At 66.6% G+C, this 16,482-nt stretch carries 18 protein-coding genes; 7 read left to right on the plus strand and 11 right to left on the minus strand.

Annotation, left to right across the window (positions count from 1 at the left end; translation table 11 throughout):
- Positions 1–38: 38 nt before the first annotated feature.
- The gene (locus tag ACH438_RS26825; protein ID WP_397009903.1) at positions 39–1,175 is read right to left on the minus strand and encodes an epoxide hydrolase family protein; all 1,137 of its coding nucleotides are present in this window, start codon (positions 1,173–1,175) and stop codon (positions 39–41) included.
- A gap of 150 nt (positions 1,176–1,325) precedes the next feature.
- Between ACH438_RS26825 and ACH438_RS26830 the strand changes: the two genes are divergently transcribed.
- Positions 1,326–2,666, plus strand: coding sequence for a cytochrome P450 (locus ACH438_RS26830; protein ID WP_397009905.1), 1,341 nt, complete (start codon positions 1,326–1,328; stop codon positions 2,664–2,666).
- Between the two features lie 54 nt (positions 2,667–2,720).
- Entirely contained in the window at positions 2,721–3,428 is a 708-nt protein-coding gene (locus ACH438_RS26835; protein ID WP_397009907.1) for a Clp protease N-terminal domain-containing protein, read from the plus strand.
- Between the two features lie 7 nt (positions 3,429–3,435).
- Here the strand turns inward: ACH438_RS26835 and ACH438_RS26840 are convergent, their stop codons facing one another.
- Both ACH438_RS26840 and ACH438_RS26845 read right to left on the minus strand, forming a co-directional pair.
- The gene (locus ACH438_RS26840; protein ID WP_397009909.1) at positions 3,436–4,386 is read right to left on the minus strand and encodes a TAXI family TRAP transporter solute-binding subunit; all 951 of its coding nucleotides are present in this window, start codon (positions 4,384–4,386) and stop codon (positions 3,436–3,438) included.
- Between the two features lie 12 nt (positions 4,387–4,398).
- On the minus strand, positions 4,399–4,713 hold the full coding sequence (locus tag ACH438_RS26845; RefSeq protein WP_397009911.1) for an antibiotic biosynthesis monooxygenase: 315 nt from the start codon (positions 4,711–4,713) through the stop codon (positions 4,399–4,401).
- Positions 4,714–4,822: 109 nt separating this feature from the next.
- Between ACH438_RS26845 and ACH438_RS26850 the strand changes: the two genes are divergently transcribed.
- The gene (locus ACH438_RS26850) at positions 4,823–5,827 is read left to right on the plus strand and encodes an Lrp/AsnC family transcriptional regulator (RefSeq protein WP_397009913.1); all 1,005 of its coding nucleotides are present in this window, start codon (positions 4,823–4,825) and stop codon (positions 5,825–5,827) included.
- On the opposite strand, the gene ACH438_RS26855 is transcribed toward ACH438_RS26850, so the two are convergent.
- Positions 5,757–7,241 (minus strand): carboxylesterase/lipase family protein, encoded by a 1,485-nt coding sequence (locus ACH438_RS26855; RefSeq protein ID WP_397009915.1) that lies wholly within the window; start codon positions 7,239–7,241, stop codon positions 5,757–5,759. The genes ACH438_RS26850 and ACH438_RS26855 overlap by 71 nt on opposite strands.
- Before the next feature lie 41 nt (positions 7,242–7,282).
- Positions 7,283–8,209 carry an MBL fold metallo-hydrolase gene (locus tag ACH438_RS26860; protein WP_397009917.1) on the minus strand — a complete coding sequence of 309 codons (927 nt, stop codon included), beginning with the start codon at positions 8,207–8,209 and terminating at the stop codon, positions 7,283–7,285.
- Positions 8,210–8,354: 145 nt separating this feature from the next.
- Here ACH438_RS26860 and ACH438_RS26865 point away from each other — a divergent pair, with 145 nt between their 5' ends.
- Positions 8,355–9,266 (plus strand): helix-turn-helix domain-containing protein, encoded by a 912-nt coding sequence (locus tag ACH438_RS26865; protein ID WP_397009919.1) that lies wholly within the window; start codon positions 8,355–8,357, stop codon positions 9,264–9,266.
- Here ACH438_RS26865 and ACH438_RS26870 read toward each other — a convergent pair.
- Positions 9,217–9,636, minus strand: coding sequence for a MerR family transcriptional regulator (locus ACH438_RS26870; RefSeq protein ID WP_397009921.1), 420 nt, complete (start codon positions 9,634–9,636; stop codon positions 9,217–9,219). The genes ACH438_RS26865 and ACH438_RS26870 overlap by 50 nt on opposite strands.
- Before the next feature lie 47 nt (positions 9,637–9,683).
- On the opposite strand from ACH438_RS26870, the gene ACH438_RS26875 reads away from it, so the two are divergent.
- A complete protein-coding gene (locus ACH438_RS26875) occupies positions 9,684–10,640 on the plus strand; it encodes an MBL fold metallo-hydrolase (RefSeq protein ID WP_397009924.1) in 957 nt (318 codons plus the stop codon).
- A gap of 4 nt (positions 10,641–10,644) precedes the next feature.
- Positions 10,645–11,253, plus strand: coding sequence for a GNAT family N-acetyltransferase (locus ACH438_RS26880; protein WP_397009926.1), 609 nt, complete (start codon positions 10,645–10,647; stop codon positions 11,251–11,253).
- Positions 11,254–11,334: 81 nt separating this feature from the next.
- Here the strand turns inward: ACH438_RS26880 and ACH438_RS26885 are convergent, their stop codons facing one another.
- A complete protein-coding gene (locus ACH438_RS26885; protein WP_397009928.1) occupies positions 11,335–12,129 on the minus strand; it encodes an SAM-dependent methyltransferase in 795 nt (264 codons plus the stop codon).
- A gap of 174 nt (positions 12,130–12,303) precedes the next feature.
- On the opposite strand from ACH438_RS26885, the gene ACH438_RS26890 reads away from it, so the two are divergent.
- Complete coding sequence (locus tag ACH438_RS26890) at positions 12,304–12,990, plus strand: pentapeptide repeat-containing protein (RefSeq protein ID WP_397009930.1); 687 nt, start codon at positions 12,304–12,306, stop codon at positions 12,988–12,990.
- A 69-nt stretch (positions 12,991–13,059) separates the two neighbouring features.
- Here ACH438_RS26890 and ACH438_RS26895 read toward each other — a convergent pair whose 3' ends face one another.
- From ACH438_RS26895 to ACH438_RS26910, 4 genes are all read right to left on the minus strand, one after another.
- The gene (locus ACH438_RS26895) at positions 13,060–14,187 is read right to left on the minus strand and encodes a metallophosphoesterase (protein WP_397010002.1); all 1,128 of its coding nucleotides are present in this window, start codon (positions 14,185–14,187) and stop codon (positions 13,060–13,062) included.
- Positions 14,188–14,271: 84 nt separating this feature from the next.
- Entirely contained in the window at positions 14,272–14,565 is a 294-nt protein-coding gene (locus ACH438_RS26900) for a hypothetical protein (RefSeq protein ID WP_397009932.1), read from the minus strand.
- A gap of 165 nt (positions 14,566–14,730) precedes the next feature.
- On the minus strand, positions 14,731–15,381 hold the full coding sequence (locus ACH438_RS26905) for a VC0807 family protein (RefSeq protein WP_397009934.1): 651 nt from the start codon (positions 15,379–15,381) through the stop codon (positions 14,731–14,733).
- 159 nt (positions 15,382–15,540) lie between these two features.
- Positions 15,541–16,482, minus strand: a complete 942-nt coding sequence (locus ACH438_RS26910; protein WP_397009936.1) for a hypothetical protein — start codon at positions 16,480–16,482, stop codon at positions 15,541–15,543.

A 16,482-nucleotide genomic window follows, 5' to 3' on the forward strand; every position in this document is an offset into this window, starting at 1 on the left:
AGTGGCAGAGCCACCGCGAAACCCGGCAGCGCCACGGATTACCGCAGCGTGCGGAAGAACTCGCGCAGGTCGCCGATCAGGAGATCGGGGACCTCCATCGCGGCGAAGTGACCGCCGCGCTCGAACTCCGACCAGTGCACGACCTTGTGCTGTTGCTCGGCCACACCGCGAATGGTGTGATTGCCCGGGAACAGCGCGATACCGGTCGGAACCCCGGACGGCGACAGCTCCACACCCCACACGCGACTTTCCTTGTACAGCCGCATGGATGAGGCCGTCGTGTTCGTGAACCACAGCACCGACAGATTGGTGAGCAGCATGTCGCGATCGATGGCATCGGTGGGTGTCGCCTTCGCGGGGCTCTTGAAGGTGTTCACCACATCCAGCACCCAGGCCATCATGCCCGCCGGCGAATCGGACACCGCGGGTGCGAGAGTCTGCGGACGGGTGGAATGCATGCCCGCATAGCCGGAGGTCTGGCGGCTGCTCCAATCGCGGAGGTATGCCAGCTTCTCCTGATCGCTTGCGCTGTAGGACGATCCGTCATCGTTCCAGGAGGGAGTCGTGATCGGGTCGTTGAGGTGCACGCCCGCAACCCGCTCCGGCGCGATCCGCCCCAGCTGCGGCGCCACGAAGGATCCGAAGTCGCCGCCCTGCGCGCCGTAGCGCTCATAACCCAGTTCCGCCATGAGCTTCGCCACCAGTTCGGCGACGGCCGTCTCCCCGGCCTCCCCCTGCTGCGAGGTCTGACCGGAGAATCCGAAGCCCGGCAGGGTCGGAATAACCAGGTGGAAGGCATCTTCCGCCGATCCGCCGTGCGCACGGGGATCGGTCAGCGGTCCGATCAGCTCACTGAAGTCCTCGAACGGCCAGCCGTGCAGCAGCACCAGCGGCAGGGCATCCGGCTCGGCGGACCGCACATGAGTGAAATGGATGCGCTGACCGTCGATCTCGGCGACGAACTGCGGGTGCCGATTCCGGTCCGCCTCCTGCGCACGCCAGTCGTAGCCGGTCCGCCAGTATTCGGCGAGTTCGCGCACGTATCCGGTCGGAATACCGTACTCCCAGCCGACGCCGGGCAGATCTTCCGTCCAGCGGGTCGCCGCCAGGCGGGTGTGCAGATCGGCAATGTCGGAGTCCGGGACGGCGATGCGGAACGGTTCGATTCTCGTCATGCCTTCACAGTAGAAGGCTATTAGGACAGTTTCAGCCCTAGTTCGATCCGGTTCCGACCACGGGCGGTTCCGCGCCGCGGCTGCGGCGATCTACGCTGTTGGACAAGCGTTTCAGCCGCATCGGGGCGGCCCAGCGAAGGGATTGGCGTCGTGACCATCGCATATCCACCTGGGCCTCGGTTGCCGCGCGCCGTGCAGACGCTGATGTACGCGAGATGGCGAGATGCCCTGATGGGCAGGTCGGCCCGGCGGTACGGCGATGTCTTCACGCTGCATCTGGTTTCGCCCTACGCGGAGAACCTGGTGGTGTTCTCCCGGCCGGAGCACATTCGCGAGATCTTCGCCGGCACGCCCGAGGATCTGCATGCCGGGGAAGGCAATCGGCTGCTCGTGCACATCATGGGTGAACACTCCGTTCTGCTCACCGACGAATCCGAGCATGCTCGCGCCCGCAGACTACTGATGCCCGCCTTCGCCGGGTCCTCGTTGCGCGGCTACCGCGGGCTGGTCGAGACCATCGCCAAGGCGCACGTCGAACGCTGGGGCACCGGCGCCCCGGTGCACACTCACGACCGGATGAACGAACTCACCCTCGACATCATCACGCAGGTGGTGTTCGGCGTGACCGACGAGCGTCGCCGCGGCGAGCTGGCCCCGCGTCTGCGCCGCATCGTCGACGTCAGCCCGATCATGTTCTTCGGCTGGAAGTATCCGTGGTTGCAGCAATACGGCCCCTGGAAGCGCTTCCTCGACAACAAGATCGCCCTCGACGCGCTGCTCTACCGGGAGATAGCCGACCGGCGCGCCCGGCCCGACCTCGATTCCCGCGCCGATGTCCTGTCCCGGCTGCTGGCCGTCGGCTCCGGCGAAAACCCTTCGGACACACCACTGTCCGACGCCGAGCTGCGCGACCAGTTGATCACCCTGCTGCTCGCCGGTCACGAGACCACCGCATCGGCCCTCTCCTGGGCCTGCCACGAACTGGCCGCCCATCCGGACATCCAGGCCGCCGCTCGCCGCGCTGCCGATGAAGGCGACGAGAAGTACCTCGAAGCGGTCATGAAGGAAGCCATGCGCCGTCACACCGTCATCGCGGCGACGGTGCGCAAATTGAAGCGCGACATGACAATCGGCGGCTACGACCTACCGCGCGGAACGGTAGTGGCGACTTCGATCCTGCTGGCCCACAAGCGCGCCGACAACTATCCGGACGCCCTGGTCTTCCGCCCCGACCGCTTCCTCGACGGTTCGGTGGCCGCCAATACCTGGCTCCCCTTCGGCGGCGGTGTCCGCCGTTGCCTCGGCGCAGGTTTCTCGCTGATGGAAGGCACCGCCATCCTGCAGCAGATCCTCACCCGCTACGCCCTCACCCTGCCCCCGGGCGGCGAGGACGAACCCTCCCGCATCCGCAACATCACCCATATCCCCGCCAACGGCGCTCGCATCGTGCTGACAGCGCGGGAATCGGAGCAACCCACCATTGCAATCTAATTGATATGCAACCGTAGGTTGCCTTGAATACATGAGGCAACCTACAGTTGCCTCATGACCTATTCCTCAAATACCCCAGTCTCCTTGGACACCCTCATCGACCACGTCCGCACCGGCCTGCAACAGTCCCCGGCCCTGGACCGACTCACCCGATCCATCGACGTCTCTGCACATCTCAGCGACCTCTCCGACGCCCTGGTAGGCCACTTCGTAGACGAGGCCCGCCGCGAAGGCGCCACCTGGGCCCAGATCGGCGAACGCCTCGGCGTAACCCGCCAAGCCGTCCAAAAACGTTTCCTCCCAGACGATTCCACCCGCCCCGGATTCTGGGACCGCGCCACCCCCGCCCTGCGCGAAGTCATTTCGGCAGCCCGCGAGGAGGCCCGCACCCGCCGCAAAACCTACCTGGGCACCGAACACCTCCTACTGGCCATCCTCACCCTCCCCGACGACCCCGCCACCGCCGCCCTAGCAACTTGCGGCGCCCCCGCCGAAACCCTCCGCGCCGCCATCAACGGCCGCATAGGCGTCCCCTCCGGCGACCCCCTCCCCGACGACACCCCCTTCACCCGCCTAGCAATCACCGCCCTCCAACACGCCCACCGCGAAGCCCTCCGAGCCACCGCCCCCGCCACCACCCCCTCCCACCTCCTCCTAGGCCTCATAACCACCGGCGACGGCCTGGCCCACGACGTCCTCACCGCCCTCGGCATCGCCTACGAACCCCTCCGAGCCGCCCTCCAAACACCCCCACAACCCTGACCCCAGGTCAGAGGGCTTCGTAGTAGTGGGCGGCGGCGGGGTGGAGGGGGATTGGGGTGTGGCCCATGGTGGGTGGGTCGAGGGGGTAGGTGATGGGGCTGAGTTCTGGTGGGAGGTGGTGATATTGGGCTTCGAAGTGGTGGCGGGTTTCGCCTAGGGTCCAGGCGACTGCGTAGGCGAGGTCGTCGGGTAGGGCGGTGGTGGTTAGTAGGAGGAAGTCGGCGAAATCGAGGGTTCGGATCGGGGCGGCGCCGGGGAAGTAGGCGGCGGGGATGGTGGCTGGGGGCCAGCTGTAGGCGGATTCGAGGGCGGTCAGGATGGGGTCTTCGATGGGGAGGAAGTTGTAGTTGGGGGCGAATTGCTGCCAGGCGGGGAACATGATGGCTTCCTGGAAGATTGCGTTCGCTCGACCGGACAGGATGTGGGCGAAGGAGCCGAAAGGGCGCTCGTCGGGGAGGAATTCGCCGCCCCAGGCTGTCACGTCTATGCCGGCGCGGTCGAGGACCGTGTGGGCAGCCAGGCCGGTGTTGTTGATTCCGTCGTTCGGGCCGGTGGCCAGGCGTAATTGTGGTGCGCCGGCGCGTAATTCGGCGAATGTGGTGATGCCGAGCGATTTGTTGACCGCTAGGACGAGTCGGTCGCGGTGTGGGATGGTGCCGAGTGCGCGGAGCTGCGGGTAGGGGGTGTCGGTGTAGACGCCTCGGCCGTCGAGGGCGGCGGCGGCGAAAGCCGCGGGGGTGGTCAGGGCGATGTCGACTTCGCCGCGGCCGACTGCGTGGATCGCATCGGTGCCGCCGCGGCCGTTCCAGATTGCGATTCGGGTGGCCGGGCCGGCGCGGTCGATCAGTTCTTGGCTTATCCATCCGCAGATGCGGTGGAGGTTGGCGGCTCCCCAATCGCCGCGCAGGTGCAGGGTGAGGTTGCGGTCGATTTTCGGTTCACTCGGACGGGTTTGCATCGACTGGTCCTGTCAGGAGTGAGGGGCTACTTCGTAGAGGTTCGAGGTGGCGTGCTCGATGAGGCCCAGGACTTCGGTCCGAAGGGATTGGATGGCTGGGATATCGGCGCGGGCCTGGTCGAACGCGGTCTTGTCGGTCCAGTGCATGTGATTGATGACCTGGGTGCCGTCGAGGCTGCGCAGGAGGTCGAGAGATAGCAGGCCTGGAATCAGGTTCGGGTCACCGGCTGCGTGGATGGTGTCGATGACCTTCTGCTGGTTCTCCGGTTGGACGGTCAGCACGATCAATACGAAGAGGCCCGACTTCTTGGTGGGGATCAGGTTCATGTGACCGTTGTAGGCGGGCGGTGGAGCGCCGGATGCGCTGGAGTGGACCGCGGTGTGGTTTTCTGTCAGAAGATGCTGTGCATATAGCGAATTCGGACAGGAGGCGTCGATGGAGGTCGAGGATCTGCGACTCGTCCGCGCCCTGCAATTGGCGCCGCGCGCAAGCTTTTCGGTGCTGGGTGATGTGCTCGGGCTGCATGAGCGGACGGTGGCGCGGAACTATCGGCGGCTGAGGCGGGCGGGGATCCTGCGGGTTTTCGGCATGGTGAACCCGATGGCCGTGGGGTACCAGTTCTGGCAGGTGCGCGTGCGGTGCCGACCTGATGCGTCGGAGTCCCTCGCTAGAGCGCTCGCGGCTCGGCATGACATCGCGTGGGTGGGGGTTACGGCTGCCGGATCGGAGGTTTCGTTCTCGATGCGATCGCTGTCGGCGGAGAGCCGTGATCTCCTGCTGACCCGTAGTCTGCCGACGGCCGCGAGGGTGCTCGATATCGAAGCCAGTGTCGTGCTGCATATCTTCTTGGGACTCAGCGCTCGTGGCTGGTCCGAGCTCGATGGACTGTTGACACCTGAGGAGTCGGTACGGCTCGGCGGCGGCGAAACGCCCAGCACCGATGCGAGTCCCGTGCCGCCTGAACCGTTCGACTCCGCGTTGTTCGATGTGCTGGCGGTCGATGGTCGCGCCAGTACCGTGAAATTGGCCGAGGCCGCCGGGATCAGTGAAGGGCGGGCCGCGCGACGGCTGGCTACGCTCCTGCAGTCGCGCACGCTCGTCATCGATGTGGATCTTGCCTACCACGATTTCGGCATAACCTGTTGGGCTCAAATGCATTTCACCGTCACCCCCGCACGTCTGCGGGAGGTCGGCGCAGCCTTGGCTCAGCTGCCGGAGGTGGCGTTCGTGGCGGCGATGTCGGGTCGCGACAACCTGGTGGCATCGGTGGTCTGCCGCGACCTGCGCCATATGTACGAGTTCACCTCCGGCAGCGTCGCCGCGCTCGACGGCATCGTCTCCATGGAGATCGTGCCGTTCACGAACATCATCAAACAGTCGGGTGGACTGGTCGTCGATGGTCGTCTCGTGGATCCGGCCACGCCAGTGGACCGTCACTGACCGCTTTCCAGGAGTCGCCGATCAGCATCGTGACAGGGTCGGTGGCGGTGTATTCGGGCCAGCCCGGATCGCCGGTGGTGGCGAAACGGATCCAGGTCGCGTGCATACGCGAAGCGAGATCCGCAGGGGGCGGCTCGGTGCCGAGCACCGCTTGCGGACCGTGCAATGCGGGAACGTCGGTGGTATCGAAGACGAACGGCACCTCCATGGTGTGCGCTGCGCCGAGCTGTCCGTCGAGCGTCTGTGACTGCCAAGTGAACCGGTAGGCGTGGGTGGAGCCGGTATGTGCATCCGCGAGCCGCCGCGTCCCTGCGCCGAACAGCGCATCGCCGAGAATCGTGGCCCGCAGTTGCCCGAGCGAATACCGGTCGTACGCGGCTCGATAGGCCGCCACCAGAGCCTCCGGATGCGGGTGTACCTGGGCTGCGAGCGCGCGGATATCTTCTTCGGTTGTGCCGGAGAGCTTTCCGACGGGAGCGAGGTAGAGGTTTCCTTCGTCGGCATTGCTGCCCAGCAGCAGATCGATCCCGCGGGCACGCCCGGCCGCGACCGCGGTTGCCGGCTGCTGGTCCAACACCACGCTGAACGCACTCAACCCCGCAAGCGGATCGACATCACCGTTCACGGCGAGTTCGAGCCCGGCAAGAGCAGGCATGGCTTCCACCAGCGCGTCATCGGATGTCTCCGCGAGGGCCGCAGCGCTGGGTGTGAGTCCCAAGCTCTCCCCCAGCGCCGCCGTGACGATCCCGGCCTGGTTCCGCGTGAAAGCGCCTGTACCATTGCCGCTCTGCACGATGGCTCGCCGCAGCAGCCCCTCGGATTGCGGATCCGCCAGCACCGCGCCCACCAATGTCGCGCCCGCCGACTGCCCGAACAGCGTGACATTGTCCGGGTCACCGCCGAACGCGGCGATATTGTCCCGGACCCAGCGCAGCGCGGCCAGCACATCGAGGAGTCCGCGATTGTCCGGCGCATCGGGCAGATGCAGGAACCCGGGGATGCCGAGGCGATAGTTCACCGCCACCAGCACGACTCCGTCACGAGCGAACGCCGAACCATCGTAGAGCGCAGACCGATTCGATCCCGACACGAACCCGCCGCCATGCACGAAGACCATGGCTGGCCGCCCTGCCGCCGCCGGCGCCCAGATATTGACGGTCAGATAGTCATCGCCGCGCACCCACCCCGGACCGAAATACGGTGACATATCGAGACTTCCGAAGGCATCCCGGCGAGGTTGCGGCGCGGTAGGGCCATAGTCGGTCGCATCCAGGACGCTGCTCCACGGGGCGTGGGGTTGCGGCGGCCCGAACCGCGCCGCCCCTTGTGGCGCCGCGGCATACGGGATGCCGAGAAACGCCGCCGTATGCTGTTCCGATCGCCCCCGGACCGGCCCGCTACCGGTCTCGATCACGGTATGAATCATATGGTTTCGCCTCCTGTAGCCGGTCCGGTTCACAGCCGCCCGAACGGCGCCCAGTCGGTGATGGCGAAGCCCTCACCATCGGCCCGGACCTGCCCCCCGCCGTGGCCGCCCAGATGTGCCGGGATCACCAGTGCCCCGCTGTCCGCAGCGCGTGCCAGCGTCTTCCGCCGGGTGGCGCGCGCCTGCTGCGGGTCCTCGCAGAACCTGCAGTTCACCTCCGGCTGCAGGATCTGCACCGGGGTGTGCAGCATGTCGCCGACGAACAGGGCCGAGCTGCCGCCCGATTCGACACTCACGATGGAGGACCCGGGCGTGTGCCCCGCCGCGAGTTCCAGTCGTACCGAGCCGTCGATGTCGAGGCTCTCGTCCCACAGCTCGACCAGTCCCGCGCGAGACACGGGAGCGACGCTGTCCTCGAACACATTCTGGTTACCGCGCCCCACAGCCACGGTGTGGCCGTTCGCCGGGTCCCAGAACTCGAAGTCCCGAGCGGGCATGAGGTATCGGGCCCGGGGGAACGTCGGCACCCATTCGCGCCCCTCGAGCACGGTGTTCCAGCCGACGTGATCGGCGTGCAGATGCGTGTTGATCACGATGTCGACGTCCTCCGGCTGGATCCCGGCCTGCGCCAGGTTCGCGAGAAAGCCGGTGTTCATATGCGCCCAAACCTGGAAATAGGGCCGCTCCTTGGCGTTTCCGGCCCCGGTATCGACGAGGATCGTCTTGCCCCCGCTGCGGATCACCCAGGTCTGCAGGGCGCTCTGCACGGTCCGGGTCGTGGTGTCGAAGAAGTCGGGTGCGAGCAGGTCGAGGTTGTCGTTCCAGACCTGCGGTTCGCTGTCGGGAAAGAACTCCTCCGGCGTCATGTCGACAGTCCCGAAGTACTCCTCGACCCGGGTGATCGTCACGGCGCCGAGCTGGATCTGCCGCGTATCGGCGGTCGCTGTCACGGTCATGGGATTCCTCCTGAACGGGTTCGGCGCCGGGATCGGCGCTCCGACAACCACATTCGATGCAAGGTTGCATCCCATGCCAGACCCGGCTTGTCCTACCACTGGCGTGCACAGGCAGGGATGATCGCGGCGGCTCATACTCGATGTCATGGATGCGTCCGGTCAGCTCGCCGAATTTCTGCAGGTCCGCCGTGCTCAATTGCGGCCACAGGACGTGGGATTGCCGACCTACGGCGACCGCCGGCGGGTCCCGGGCCTGCGCCGTGAGGAGCTCGCCATGCTGGCCGGGGTCAGCCCCTCGTACTACATCCGGCTCGAACAAGGCCAGTCCCCCAATGCCTCACCCGAGGTGATCGACGCGATCGCGCGCGCCCTGCGCCTGGACGAGGCCGAGCACGATCACCTACGCGACCTGGCCCAGGCCAAGCGGCGACGCGGCGGCCCACGACGCCCGCCCGCCGAGCGCATCACCCCCGAGATGACCGAACTGCTGACCGCGCTCGGCGACGTCCCCGCGATCGTGACCGGCCGCCGCACCGATGCGCTGGCCTGGAATCGGATGGGACATGCCCTGTTGCTCGGCCACGTCGATGCGGAGGCGCCCGAGCGGCCGGGCGAGCGACCCAGCATGGCCAGGCACGTCTTCCTCGATCCGCACACTCGCGAGCTATACGTGAACTGGCCGGCCAAGGCCCGTGCGGTGGTGGAGAACCTGCGCATGATCGCCGGTCAGCACCCCGATGACGCCGCCCTCGCCGCGCTCATCGGCGAACTCAGCATGCGCAGTCCGGAATTCGCGAAACTCTGGGCCGACCATCGCGTACGCCCCTGCGGCACCGCGCAATACCAGCTGCGCCATCCCATTGTCGGCACGCTGACCGTTCACCAGCAGACACTGAATCCGGTCCATTCGCCCGGGCAGTCGATGGTCATCGTCACCGCCACCGGCGATGCGGCCTCGCAGGCCGCACTCACGCTGCTGGCGCAAACTCTCAGCGCCGGCTCCGGTCTCAGTGCCGGCGCAGACCGTCGAGAGGGGGCGGGTCGTTCCGCCTCGTGAACTCGGAGCATTCGGGGCAGTCTGCAACCACCGGATGGCTACACGCGGTGAGGTGGGCGAGGAAGCCGTCGGTGGCTTCCAGCAATGCCATCTGAGCGTGGATCTCGCGGCGCTTGGCCTCGATCAGCAAGGTCCGGGTATCACACGGGCTCATGCCGAGTTCGCGAATCTGCTCCAGGGACAGCCCACTCCGCTGCAGCGTCCGGATGAGGCGCGCGTAGTCGAGCGTATTGCTGTCGTAGACCCGATGACCGGATGGTGTGCGGGGCGGCAGTAGCAGGCCGACCGATTCCCAATGCCGGAGCACGTGCGCTTCGATGCCGAGCACGGCGGCTGCGTCGCCGATGCGCAGGTCCTGCGCGGTGGTCACGGTTGCCTCCTTGACTTCATGTCGACCTTAAGTATTAACGTTCCGATATGTCAGAACCAGTTCGCAGTCCCAGTTTTCTCGAATGCTGTTCCGCCGTAACCGGTCTGGTGCGCGGCATGGTGCGGCCCCGCCGGGCCGACCAGCGTTTCCTGCGGTCGATCACCGATGCGGGCCTGCCGGCGGCCCGGCGCACGGTCAAGCTCACGACGCTGACGCAGGTGGCGCGGCCGGTGCCGACGCCCATGGTGGTCGAGGGTCGTTTCGCGCCGCGACGCCTGCAGACCTCGCTGACCTCCTTCGTCATCGAGCATCCCGAAGCGACCTTCATCGTCGATCCGAGCGTGTGCCTGGATGTCGAGCAGCGCGCCCTCGCGCAGCTGCCGGGCGTGCTGCGCAATATCGTGCGCCCGCCCGCCGAGACCCTTGCGACCGTCACCGCCCTCGCGCGTGAACCGCATTTGCCCGCACTGGATTTCGCACTGCCGACGCATGCGCACTGGGATCACGTATGCGGGCTGCTGGACCTCCCCGGATTGCCCGTACACCTGCACAGCGACGAGCACCGCTGGATCTCGGACGGCACCGTGGCGCCGGTCGGCGGTGTCCGCGATTCCCTGCGCGACCGCCCGCTCGAACAGTACGAGCTGGACGGCCCGCCCGTGCTCACCTTCACGCGCAGCCGGGACCTCTTCGGCGACGGCAGTGTCGTCCTGGTCGATCTGGCCGGCCACACACCGGGCAGCATCGGGGTCCTGGCCCACACCGAGCACGGCTGGGTGCTGCTGGCCGGCGATGCCGCCTGGGATCACCACCAGGTCGACGACATCCGCCAGAAGTCCGGGTTCCCGGGCGGTCTCACCGATATCGATCGTGACGCCACCTTCAGGACCCTGCATCGCCTGCACCTGGCGCGACATGCGGCGACGGTCGTGCCGACGCACGATCACACCGCGACCGTCCGGTTCACTTCCGGCCAGAGCGACCCCGCCGGAGCGGTACCGTGAACCCATGGAGGTCACCGTTCGCCCGGCGATCACGCCGGATGTGCCTGAACTGGGGCGAGTACTCGGTCTCGCCTTCGCCGATGATCCGATCATCTCCTGGCTGATACCCGATCCCGCGGTGCGCGCACGGCGCGCGGCCATCCTGTTCTCCACTCTCGTGCGCCATTACTACCTGGCGGAGGGCGGCGTGGAGGTGGCGCTCGACGATGCGGGAGCCATGGTGGGCGCGACCATTTGGGCGCCACCGGGTAAATGGCATGTCTCCCACGCCCAGAGCCTGCCGCAGCTACCGGGACTGGTCCGGGCCTTCCGGCGCCGGCTCCCGGCCGCGGCGGCGCTGACCGAGGTCATGGCCGCCACGCACCCGACCGAACCGCACTGGTATCTCGCGGTCATCGGTACCCCGCCCAGCGCGCGGGGGCGCGGTTACGGCCGGGCCCTGCTGGATTCGCGCCTGGATCGCTGCGATGCCGAGCACCTCCCGTGCTACCTGGAGTCGAGCAAGCCCGAGAATCTGCCCTACTACGAGCGTTTCGGCTTCGAGGTCACGGGCGAGATCGACGCGACCAACGGTGGTCCGCCACTGTGGCCCATGTGGCGCGCGACCCGCTGAGCGGTTCACTCGGCCGGGCTGTGATACGAGAAAGGCGCGAACTCCCTTGTGATACAAGGTCGTTCGCGCCTTTTCCGTCGGTCAGGCCTTACGTGCCAGCCCCGCGACGATCAGCTCTGCCCATGCGCTGAGCTCGGCCTCGGGGGTTTCCGCCTGTTCGGTCTCCGGGTCCGGTCGCCAGTGGGCGCACGGGCTGAGTCCCTCGTCGAGCATTTCCAGGCCGTCGAAGCAGGCCAGGATCTGCTGGTCGTTGCGGAAGTGGCCGCCGAACGCTTCGAGGATCTTGCGTTCGGTGGCTGCCGCCTCGCGAGACTTGCCGGGGCGGAAATGCGATATGTAGACCTGGCTTTCGGGCGCGAGCTGTTCGGTCCAGTACTTCACGACCCCGGCCGGGTCCTCGTCGTCGCTCACGAAGCTGAGCACCACGCCGAAGATGAGTCCGACCGGTTCGTCGAAGTTGATCAGCCGCTGCACATCCGGATGCTCGGCGATCTTCGACGGGTCCCGGGCATCAGCCTCGAGCACCGTGATCCCCTCGTCGATGGCCAGCAGCGCCCGGCCATGGGCTACGACGAACGGATCGTTATCCACGTACACGACTCGAGCGTCCGGTTGCTCGCGCCGCACCACCTCGTGGACGTTGACGTCCGCGGGTAGGCCGCAACCCATGTCGATCACTTGACGCACCCCGCCGGCGGCCAGAATGCGTGCCGCTCGCAGGATGGCCTGCCTGTTCGTGATCGCGAGTAACTCCGATCCGGGCAGGTCACCCATGAAGTAATCGCCGAGATCCTTGTCGACGCCGTAATTGTCACGCCCACCGAGGACGTAGCTATAAACGCGCGCCACACTCGGCCGGGATTGCCGTGCTCGCATGGCGTTGATGTTCAACTCTCACACCCCTTACCGTTCCGTGCACCAAGCGGTCGAGGATCGCACGGGTAGTCCGCCGTCCGGGCAGAACCTTCGATCGAAGATCATTCCAGATCGAGCTCCGACCGGCGCAGTCTTTCCCCTTGACGATACCGGTTCACGGCCAGCAATCCGACAGTGCAAAGCGGCCATTCCGAAGTCGTTAGGGTGGACGTCATGCCCCGTAGCCTGGCCGATCTCCCCTACGCCCGTCACCTCGAACGTTTCGCTACCGAACTGGAGTCCGACCAGGACTACGACACGGTACACCTGACGGACGCAGAACTCACCGAACCGGACTGTCGCGGCGCACGATTCACCGAATCCGCCCTGACAGAGGTGACGGTGATGCACGGAAACTTCCGCCACACCCGGTTCGGCGACGTCTGGCTGCGCGGCGTGCGCTGGGTCGGCACCAATCTCGGTCAGACCGGTTGGCAGGATGCGGAACTCATCGATTCCGCCTTCTCGGGGGTCGAGTGGGTGGGCGCGGGGGTTCGACGTGTCCGATTCGAGGGGTGCAAGTTCGAATCGGTCAATTTTCGGAACAGCAGTTTACAGCAGGTGGAGTTCGCCGACTGCGTGCTGCGCGACGTCGACTTCGGCGAGGCAACCCTGCGCAAGGTCACCTTTCCCGGGACGACGCTGCTGCGCCTCGCGCTGCATCGGGCCAAGCTGGAGAACGTCGACCTGCGCGGGGCACTGGCCCTCGATATCGCGAACGGACTGGACGCGCTGCGCGGCGCCACCATCAGCACCGGGCAGCTGATGGATCTGGCGCCTGCCTTTGCGCAGGCGGCCGGAATTATCGTGCGCGACAGGTGAATCCGATCGCGACGCCCCATCGAATCGGCTGATTCGATGGGGCGTTCTCGTTGACCGGGTGCAGACCGGTTAGGCGGCGGCCCGCAGGATCAGGACGGTGATCTCGCTCGGGGCGAAGACTCGCAGCTGCGGTCCCCAGAATCCCGTGCCGCGGCTGGTATAGAGCTGCGTGTGCTCACCGTGGCGGCTCAGGCCGGCGACCACCGGCTGGTCCACTCGCACCAGGTAGTGGAACGGCCAGATCTGCCCGCCGTGCGTGTGGCCTGAAATCTGTAGCGCCACACCGGCCTCCACGGCCGCGGTGACCTGTTTGGGCTGGTGTGCGAGCAGGACCACCGGCAGCTGGCGGTCTGCGCCTTCCAGGGCCGCCGTCAGGTTCGGGCCATGGCCTTCGAGGCCGACACCGGTGGGGTCGTCGATGCCCGCGAGTACCAGCTGGTCACCGCCGCGGCTCACCACCTCGTGCTCGTTGTGCAGCGGCCGCCAGCCCAGTTCCGACATGGTCTCGATCCAGCCGAGGGCGTCGCCGAAGTACTCGTGGTTACCCGTGATGTAGTACCGGCCCAGTGGGGCCCGCACCTTGCCGAGCGGATCGACTTGCGCGCGCCGCTTGGCTACCGAGCCGTCCGCGAGATCGCCCGCATGGCAAGCGATATCGGGTTCGAGCGCGTTCACGGTCTCGACCACTCGCTCCGACCAGCGCAGCCGATCCGTCGCCGCGAAGTGGGTATCGGTGACCACCACCATGCGCAGACCGTCCAGTCCTGCACCCAGACCCGGGATTTCGACCTCGACCGTGCGTACACGCGGGAGGCGGCGCGCCTCGTAGATACCCCAGACCACGAGGGCTGCCGAGACTACGAGTACCCCGAGCGCCACGACCCGGGAGCGCAGCGGATCGTCCACCCCCGCCACGATCAACACCGCCCGCGCGAACGCCCCGATGACCGACCAGGTGAACGCCACCCACATCACACCCAGCAGCGTGTCCGCGGTGAGTGACGCGGCATCCGACTGCGCGGGCCCGTGCCCTCGAATCATCGCTGCGGGTAGTGCTACATAGCCGAGCACCGCCAGCGCCGTTCCTACCCAGAACAGCGGCCCGGAGGTCGCGCAGTAGATCAGCACCCACCAGGGCACCGCGAACAGCAGGGCCGGGACCACCAGAAAGAACACCATTCGCGGGACATACTTCAGCACAATCCGATCATCCTTTGCGAAACGCATTGTTGCCAGCAGGTCCGCCACGGGTGAAATCGGCCTGTCGCGGATGATGGCGAACTACAGGGGTTGTGCGTCGACCTTCCGGGTGGTGGCGTAGCCGTGATCGCGGTACCACTGCTGCCAGGCGATGTCGCGCGGGTCCTGCGGGTCGAACTCGTGCCGCCAGGTCATGACCGGCCCGACCTCGCTGTCGATCTCTTCGCAGGTGTACGGATGACCTTCGGCCGAAAAACGCTGGCCTTCCATGTCTTTCGTGCAGGTTTGCGCCGGATAGGGCAGCGCGATCTCGGGTGGGGTGTCGGGCAGGTCGGCGGCCGCGGGCTGAGCGGTGGCGATCAGGAGCCCGGTCATCAGAGCACCGACCGGTAGTGCAGCAATCTTCCACTGGCCTCTGGCAGTTCGAGTACGCATGTATTCCAGGGTAGCTAAAAGTTCGCTGACGTTGATTTGGCTGGTCAGACACACAAATCCCCCGCCCGCAGAATGCGGGACGGGGGAAGTCGGCGGCCGATTCGCTCAGGCGGCGGCATTCCGCTTGTGGCTGCGGATCGTCCAGGTGAACAGTCCGCCGTAGACCACGATCATCAGGATCTGCGACAGGTTCGCCGCGGTGTGCAGGGGCAGCAGGTACACCGCCGCGATCCGCAGCAGCGAGTCGGAGAACAGCGCCGCACCCCACACCAGCGAGACGGTGAACCACCGGCGCCGCATGACATCACTACCGGCGGTGGCCTCGAACTGATCGCGGCCCTGGTCGCCGGCGAACCGCTTCGCCGCGTAGTAGGCCAGCGGACGCCCGATCATGCAGCTGACCAGCAGAGTCAGCCCGGCGACCGCAGAGGTGGCACTGTCCTTCGCCACCATGAACCGCGGATCACCGGAAACGAAGGACAAAACCAGCCCCGCCGCGAACAGGATCATCAGGAACATCGCGAACGCATCCACCCGACGCTGCCGAACCGCAACCCACACCAGCCGAGCACCGGACACCGCAGTACCCGCCAACAGCGCGGTAAAGGTGTTCGCACCCGCCAGATCGGCCGCGAAGTAAGCGCCCATCGGCAGTCCCAGGTCCAGACCCAGGGTGGTGACCATGGCCCGCACCGCAGTCTTGCGCTGAGCCGAGTCGGTGGTGATGGTGTCGGGGGTGGAGGTCAGAGTGCTCATCGTGGTGGCCTTCCGAGTGCGATGTTTCGCTGTCGAAATAGACACTACGAGCCGAGAAACCCCAGGTCATGGGCCTGGTGGTGTATCCCGGGTGGATCTTCCCGCACCCGCGGGTGGAGACATTTCTCCACCCGTGAGCCCGAGCACCACTGCCGGACGCTAGCCGACCTTCCTCGGATCTGCGGCTGCTCCGGCGCGTTCGGCGAGCAAGGCGTCGAGTTGGCGTTCCGCGCGTTCGGCGCGGGTCAGGCTCTGGGCGCGTGCGTCTTCGAGGGCGGCGAGGCGGGCTGCGGATTCCTGGTTCGATTTCTCCAGCGCGGCAGCGGCTTCGGTGCGTACGGCCGCCACGTCGGCAGCGGTCTGCCGGCGGATATCGGTGACTTCGGTACGGGTGCGGTCGAGTTCAGTACGCACGCGCTGCAGCTCGTCACGGATTTCGGTGAGGACCTGATTGCGTTCGGCGACAGCTTGTTCGGCGCGGTCGATAGCGCGTTCGGCATCCGCGGCCCGCTGCACGGCCAGGTCGCGTTCGGCCGCGGCGGCAGTGATCCGCTGGGTGGAGTCGCGACGTACCTGCTCCACCTCCGTCGCGGTCTTGGAGCGGGCCAACTCGATTTCCTCGGTCGCCTGCTCGCGCGCCCGCTCCACCTCCTCAGCGGCTTCCCGCCGGATGGTGCGTATTTCAGCCTCAGCCTCAGTGCGCGCAGCGAAGACATCGTCGGCAGCCTGCTTGCTGATGCTCTCGACTTCCCGCATCGCATCATCCCGAGCCGACAACGCCTCCGCGATCTTCCCTTCCGCCTCTTCCGCCGCCGCAGCCGCATCCTCGGCAGCGGATTCCGCAGCCTCCCTGGCCTCTTCCGCCTCCCGCCGCCGCTGCTCGGCCGCGACGGTCGCCATCTCCGCCTCAGCGATCCGCCGAGCAGCATCCGCCTGCACAGCCTGCACCTGAGCCTCCGCCACCGAAGGATCAGCAAGCGTAGACAATTCAGCCACGGCAGCCGCAATAGTCCCATTCAGCTGATCAGCCAGCCCCCGAAACTGAATCAGCAGCTCATCCGCGCGAAGTCGAGCCACCGTCACCGGACCCTGTTGCGTCAC

This window comes from Nocardia sp. NPDC020380 (assembly GCF_044386975.1).
Taxonomy (GTDB): Bacteria; Actinomycetota; Actinomycetes; order Mycobacteriales; family Mycobacteriaceae; genus Nocardia.

Bases quoted from the DNA above. Each gene is read 5' to 3' on its own strand.
- ACH438_RS26880 (WP_397009926.1), top strand. From the start codon at position 10,645: ATGGAGGTCACCGTTCGCCCGGCGATCACGCCGGATGTGCCTGAACTG.
- ACH438_RS26850 (WP_397009913.1), top strand. From the start codon at position 4,823: ATGGAGGTCGAGGATCTGCGACTCGTCCGCGCCCTGCAATTGGCGCCG.
- ACH438_RS26835 (WP_397009907.1), top strand. From the start codon at position 2,721: ATGACCTATTCCTCAAATACCCCAGTCTCCTTGGACACCCTCATCGAC.
- ACH438_RS26900 (WP_397009932.1), bottom strand. From the start codon at position 14,565: ATGACCGGGCTCCTGATCGCCACCGCTCAGCCCGCGGCCGCCGACCTG.
- ACH438_RS26875 (WP_397009924.1), top strand. From the start codon at position 9,684: ATGTCAGAACCAGTTCGCAGTCCCAGTTTTCTCGAATGCTGTTCCGCC.
- ACH438_RS26845 (WP_397009911.1), bottom strand. From the start codon at position 4,713: ATGAACCTGATCCCCACCAAGAAGTCGGGCCTCTTCGTATTGATCGTG.
- ACH438_RS26825 (WP_397009903.1), bottom strand. From the start codon at position 1,175: ATGACGAGAATCGAACCGTTCCGCATCGCCGTCCCGGACTCCGACATT.
- ACH438_RS26885 (WP_397009928.1), bottom strand. From the start codon at position 12,129: ATGCGAGCACGGCAATCCCGGCCGAGTGTGGCGCGCGTTTATAGCTAC.
- ACH438_RS26840 (WP_397009909.1), bottom strand. From the start codon at position 4,386: ATGCAAACCCGTCCGAGTGAACCGAAAATCGACCGCAACCTCACCCTG.
- ACH438_RS26905 (WP_397009934.1), bottom strand. From the start codon at position 15,381: ATGAGCACTCTGACCTCCACCCCCGACACCATCACCACCGACTCGGCT.
- ACH438_RS26860 (WP_397009917.1), bottom strand. From the start codon at position 8,209: ATGACCGTGACAGCGACCGCCGATACGCGGCAGATCCAGCTCGGCGCC.
- ACH438_RS26865 (WP_397009919.1), top strand. From the start codon at position 8,355: ATGGATGCGTCCGGTCAGCTCGCCGAATTTCTGCAGGTCCGCCGTGCT.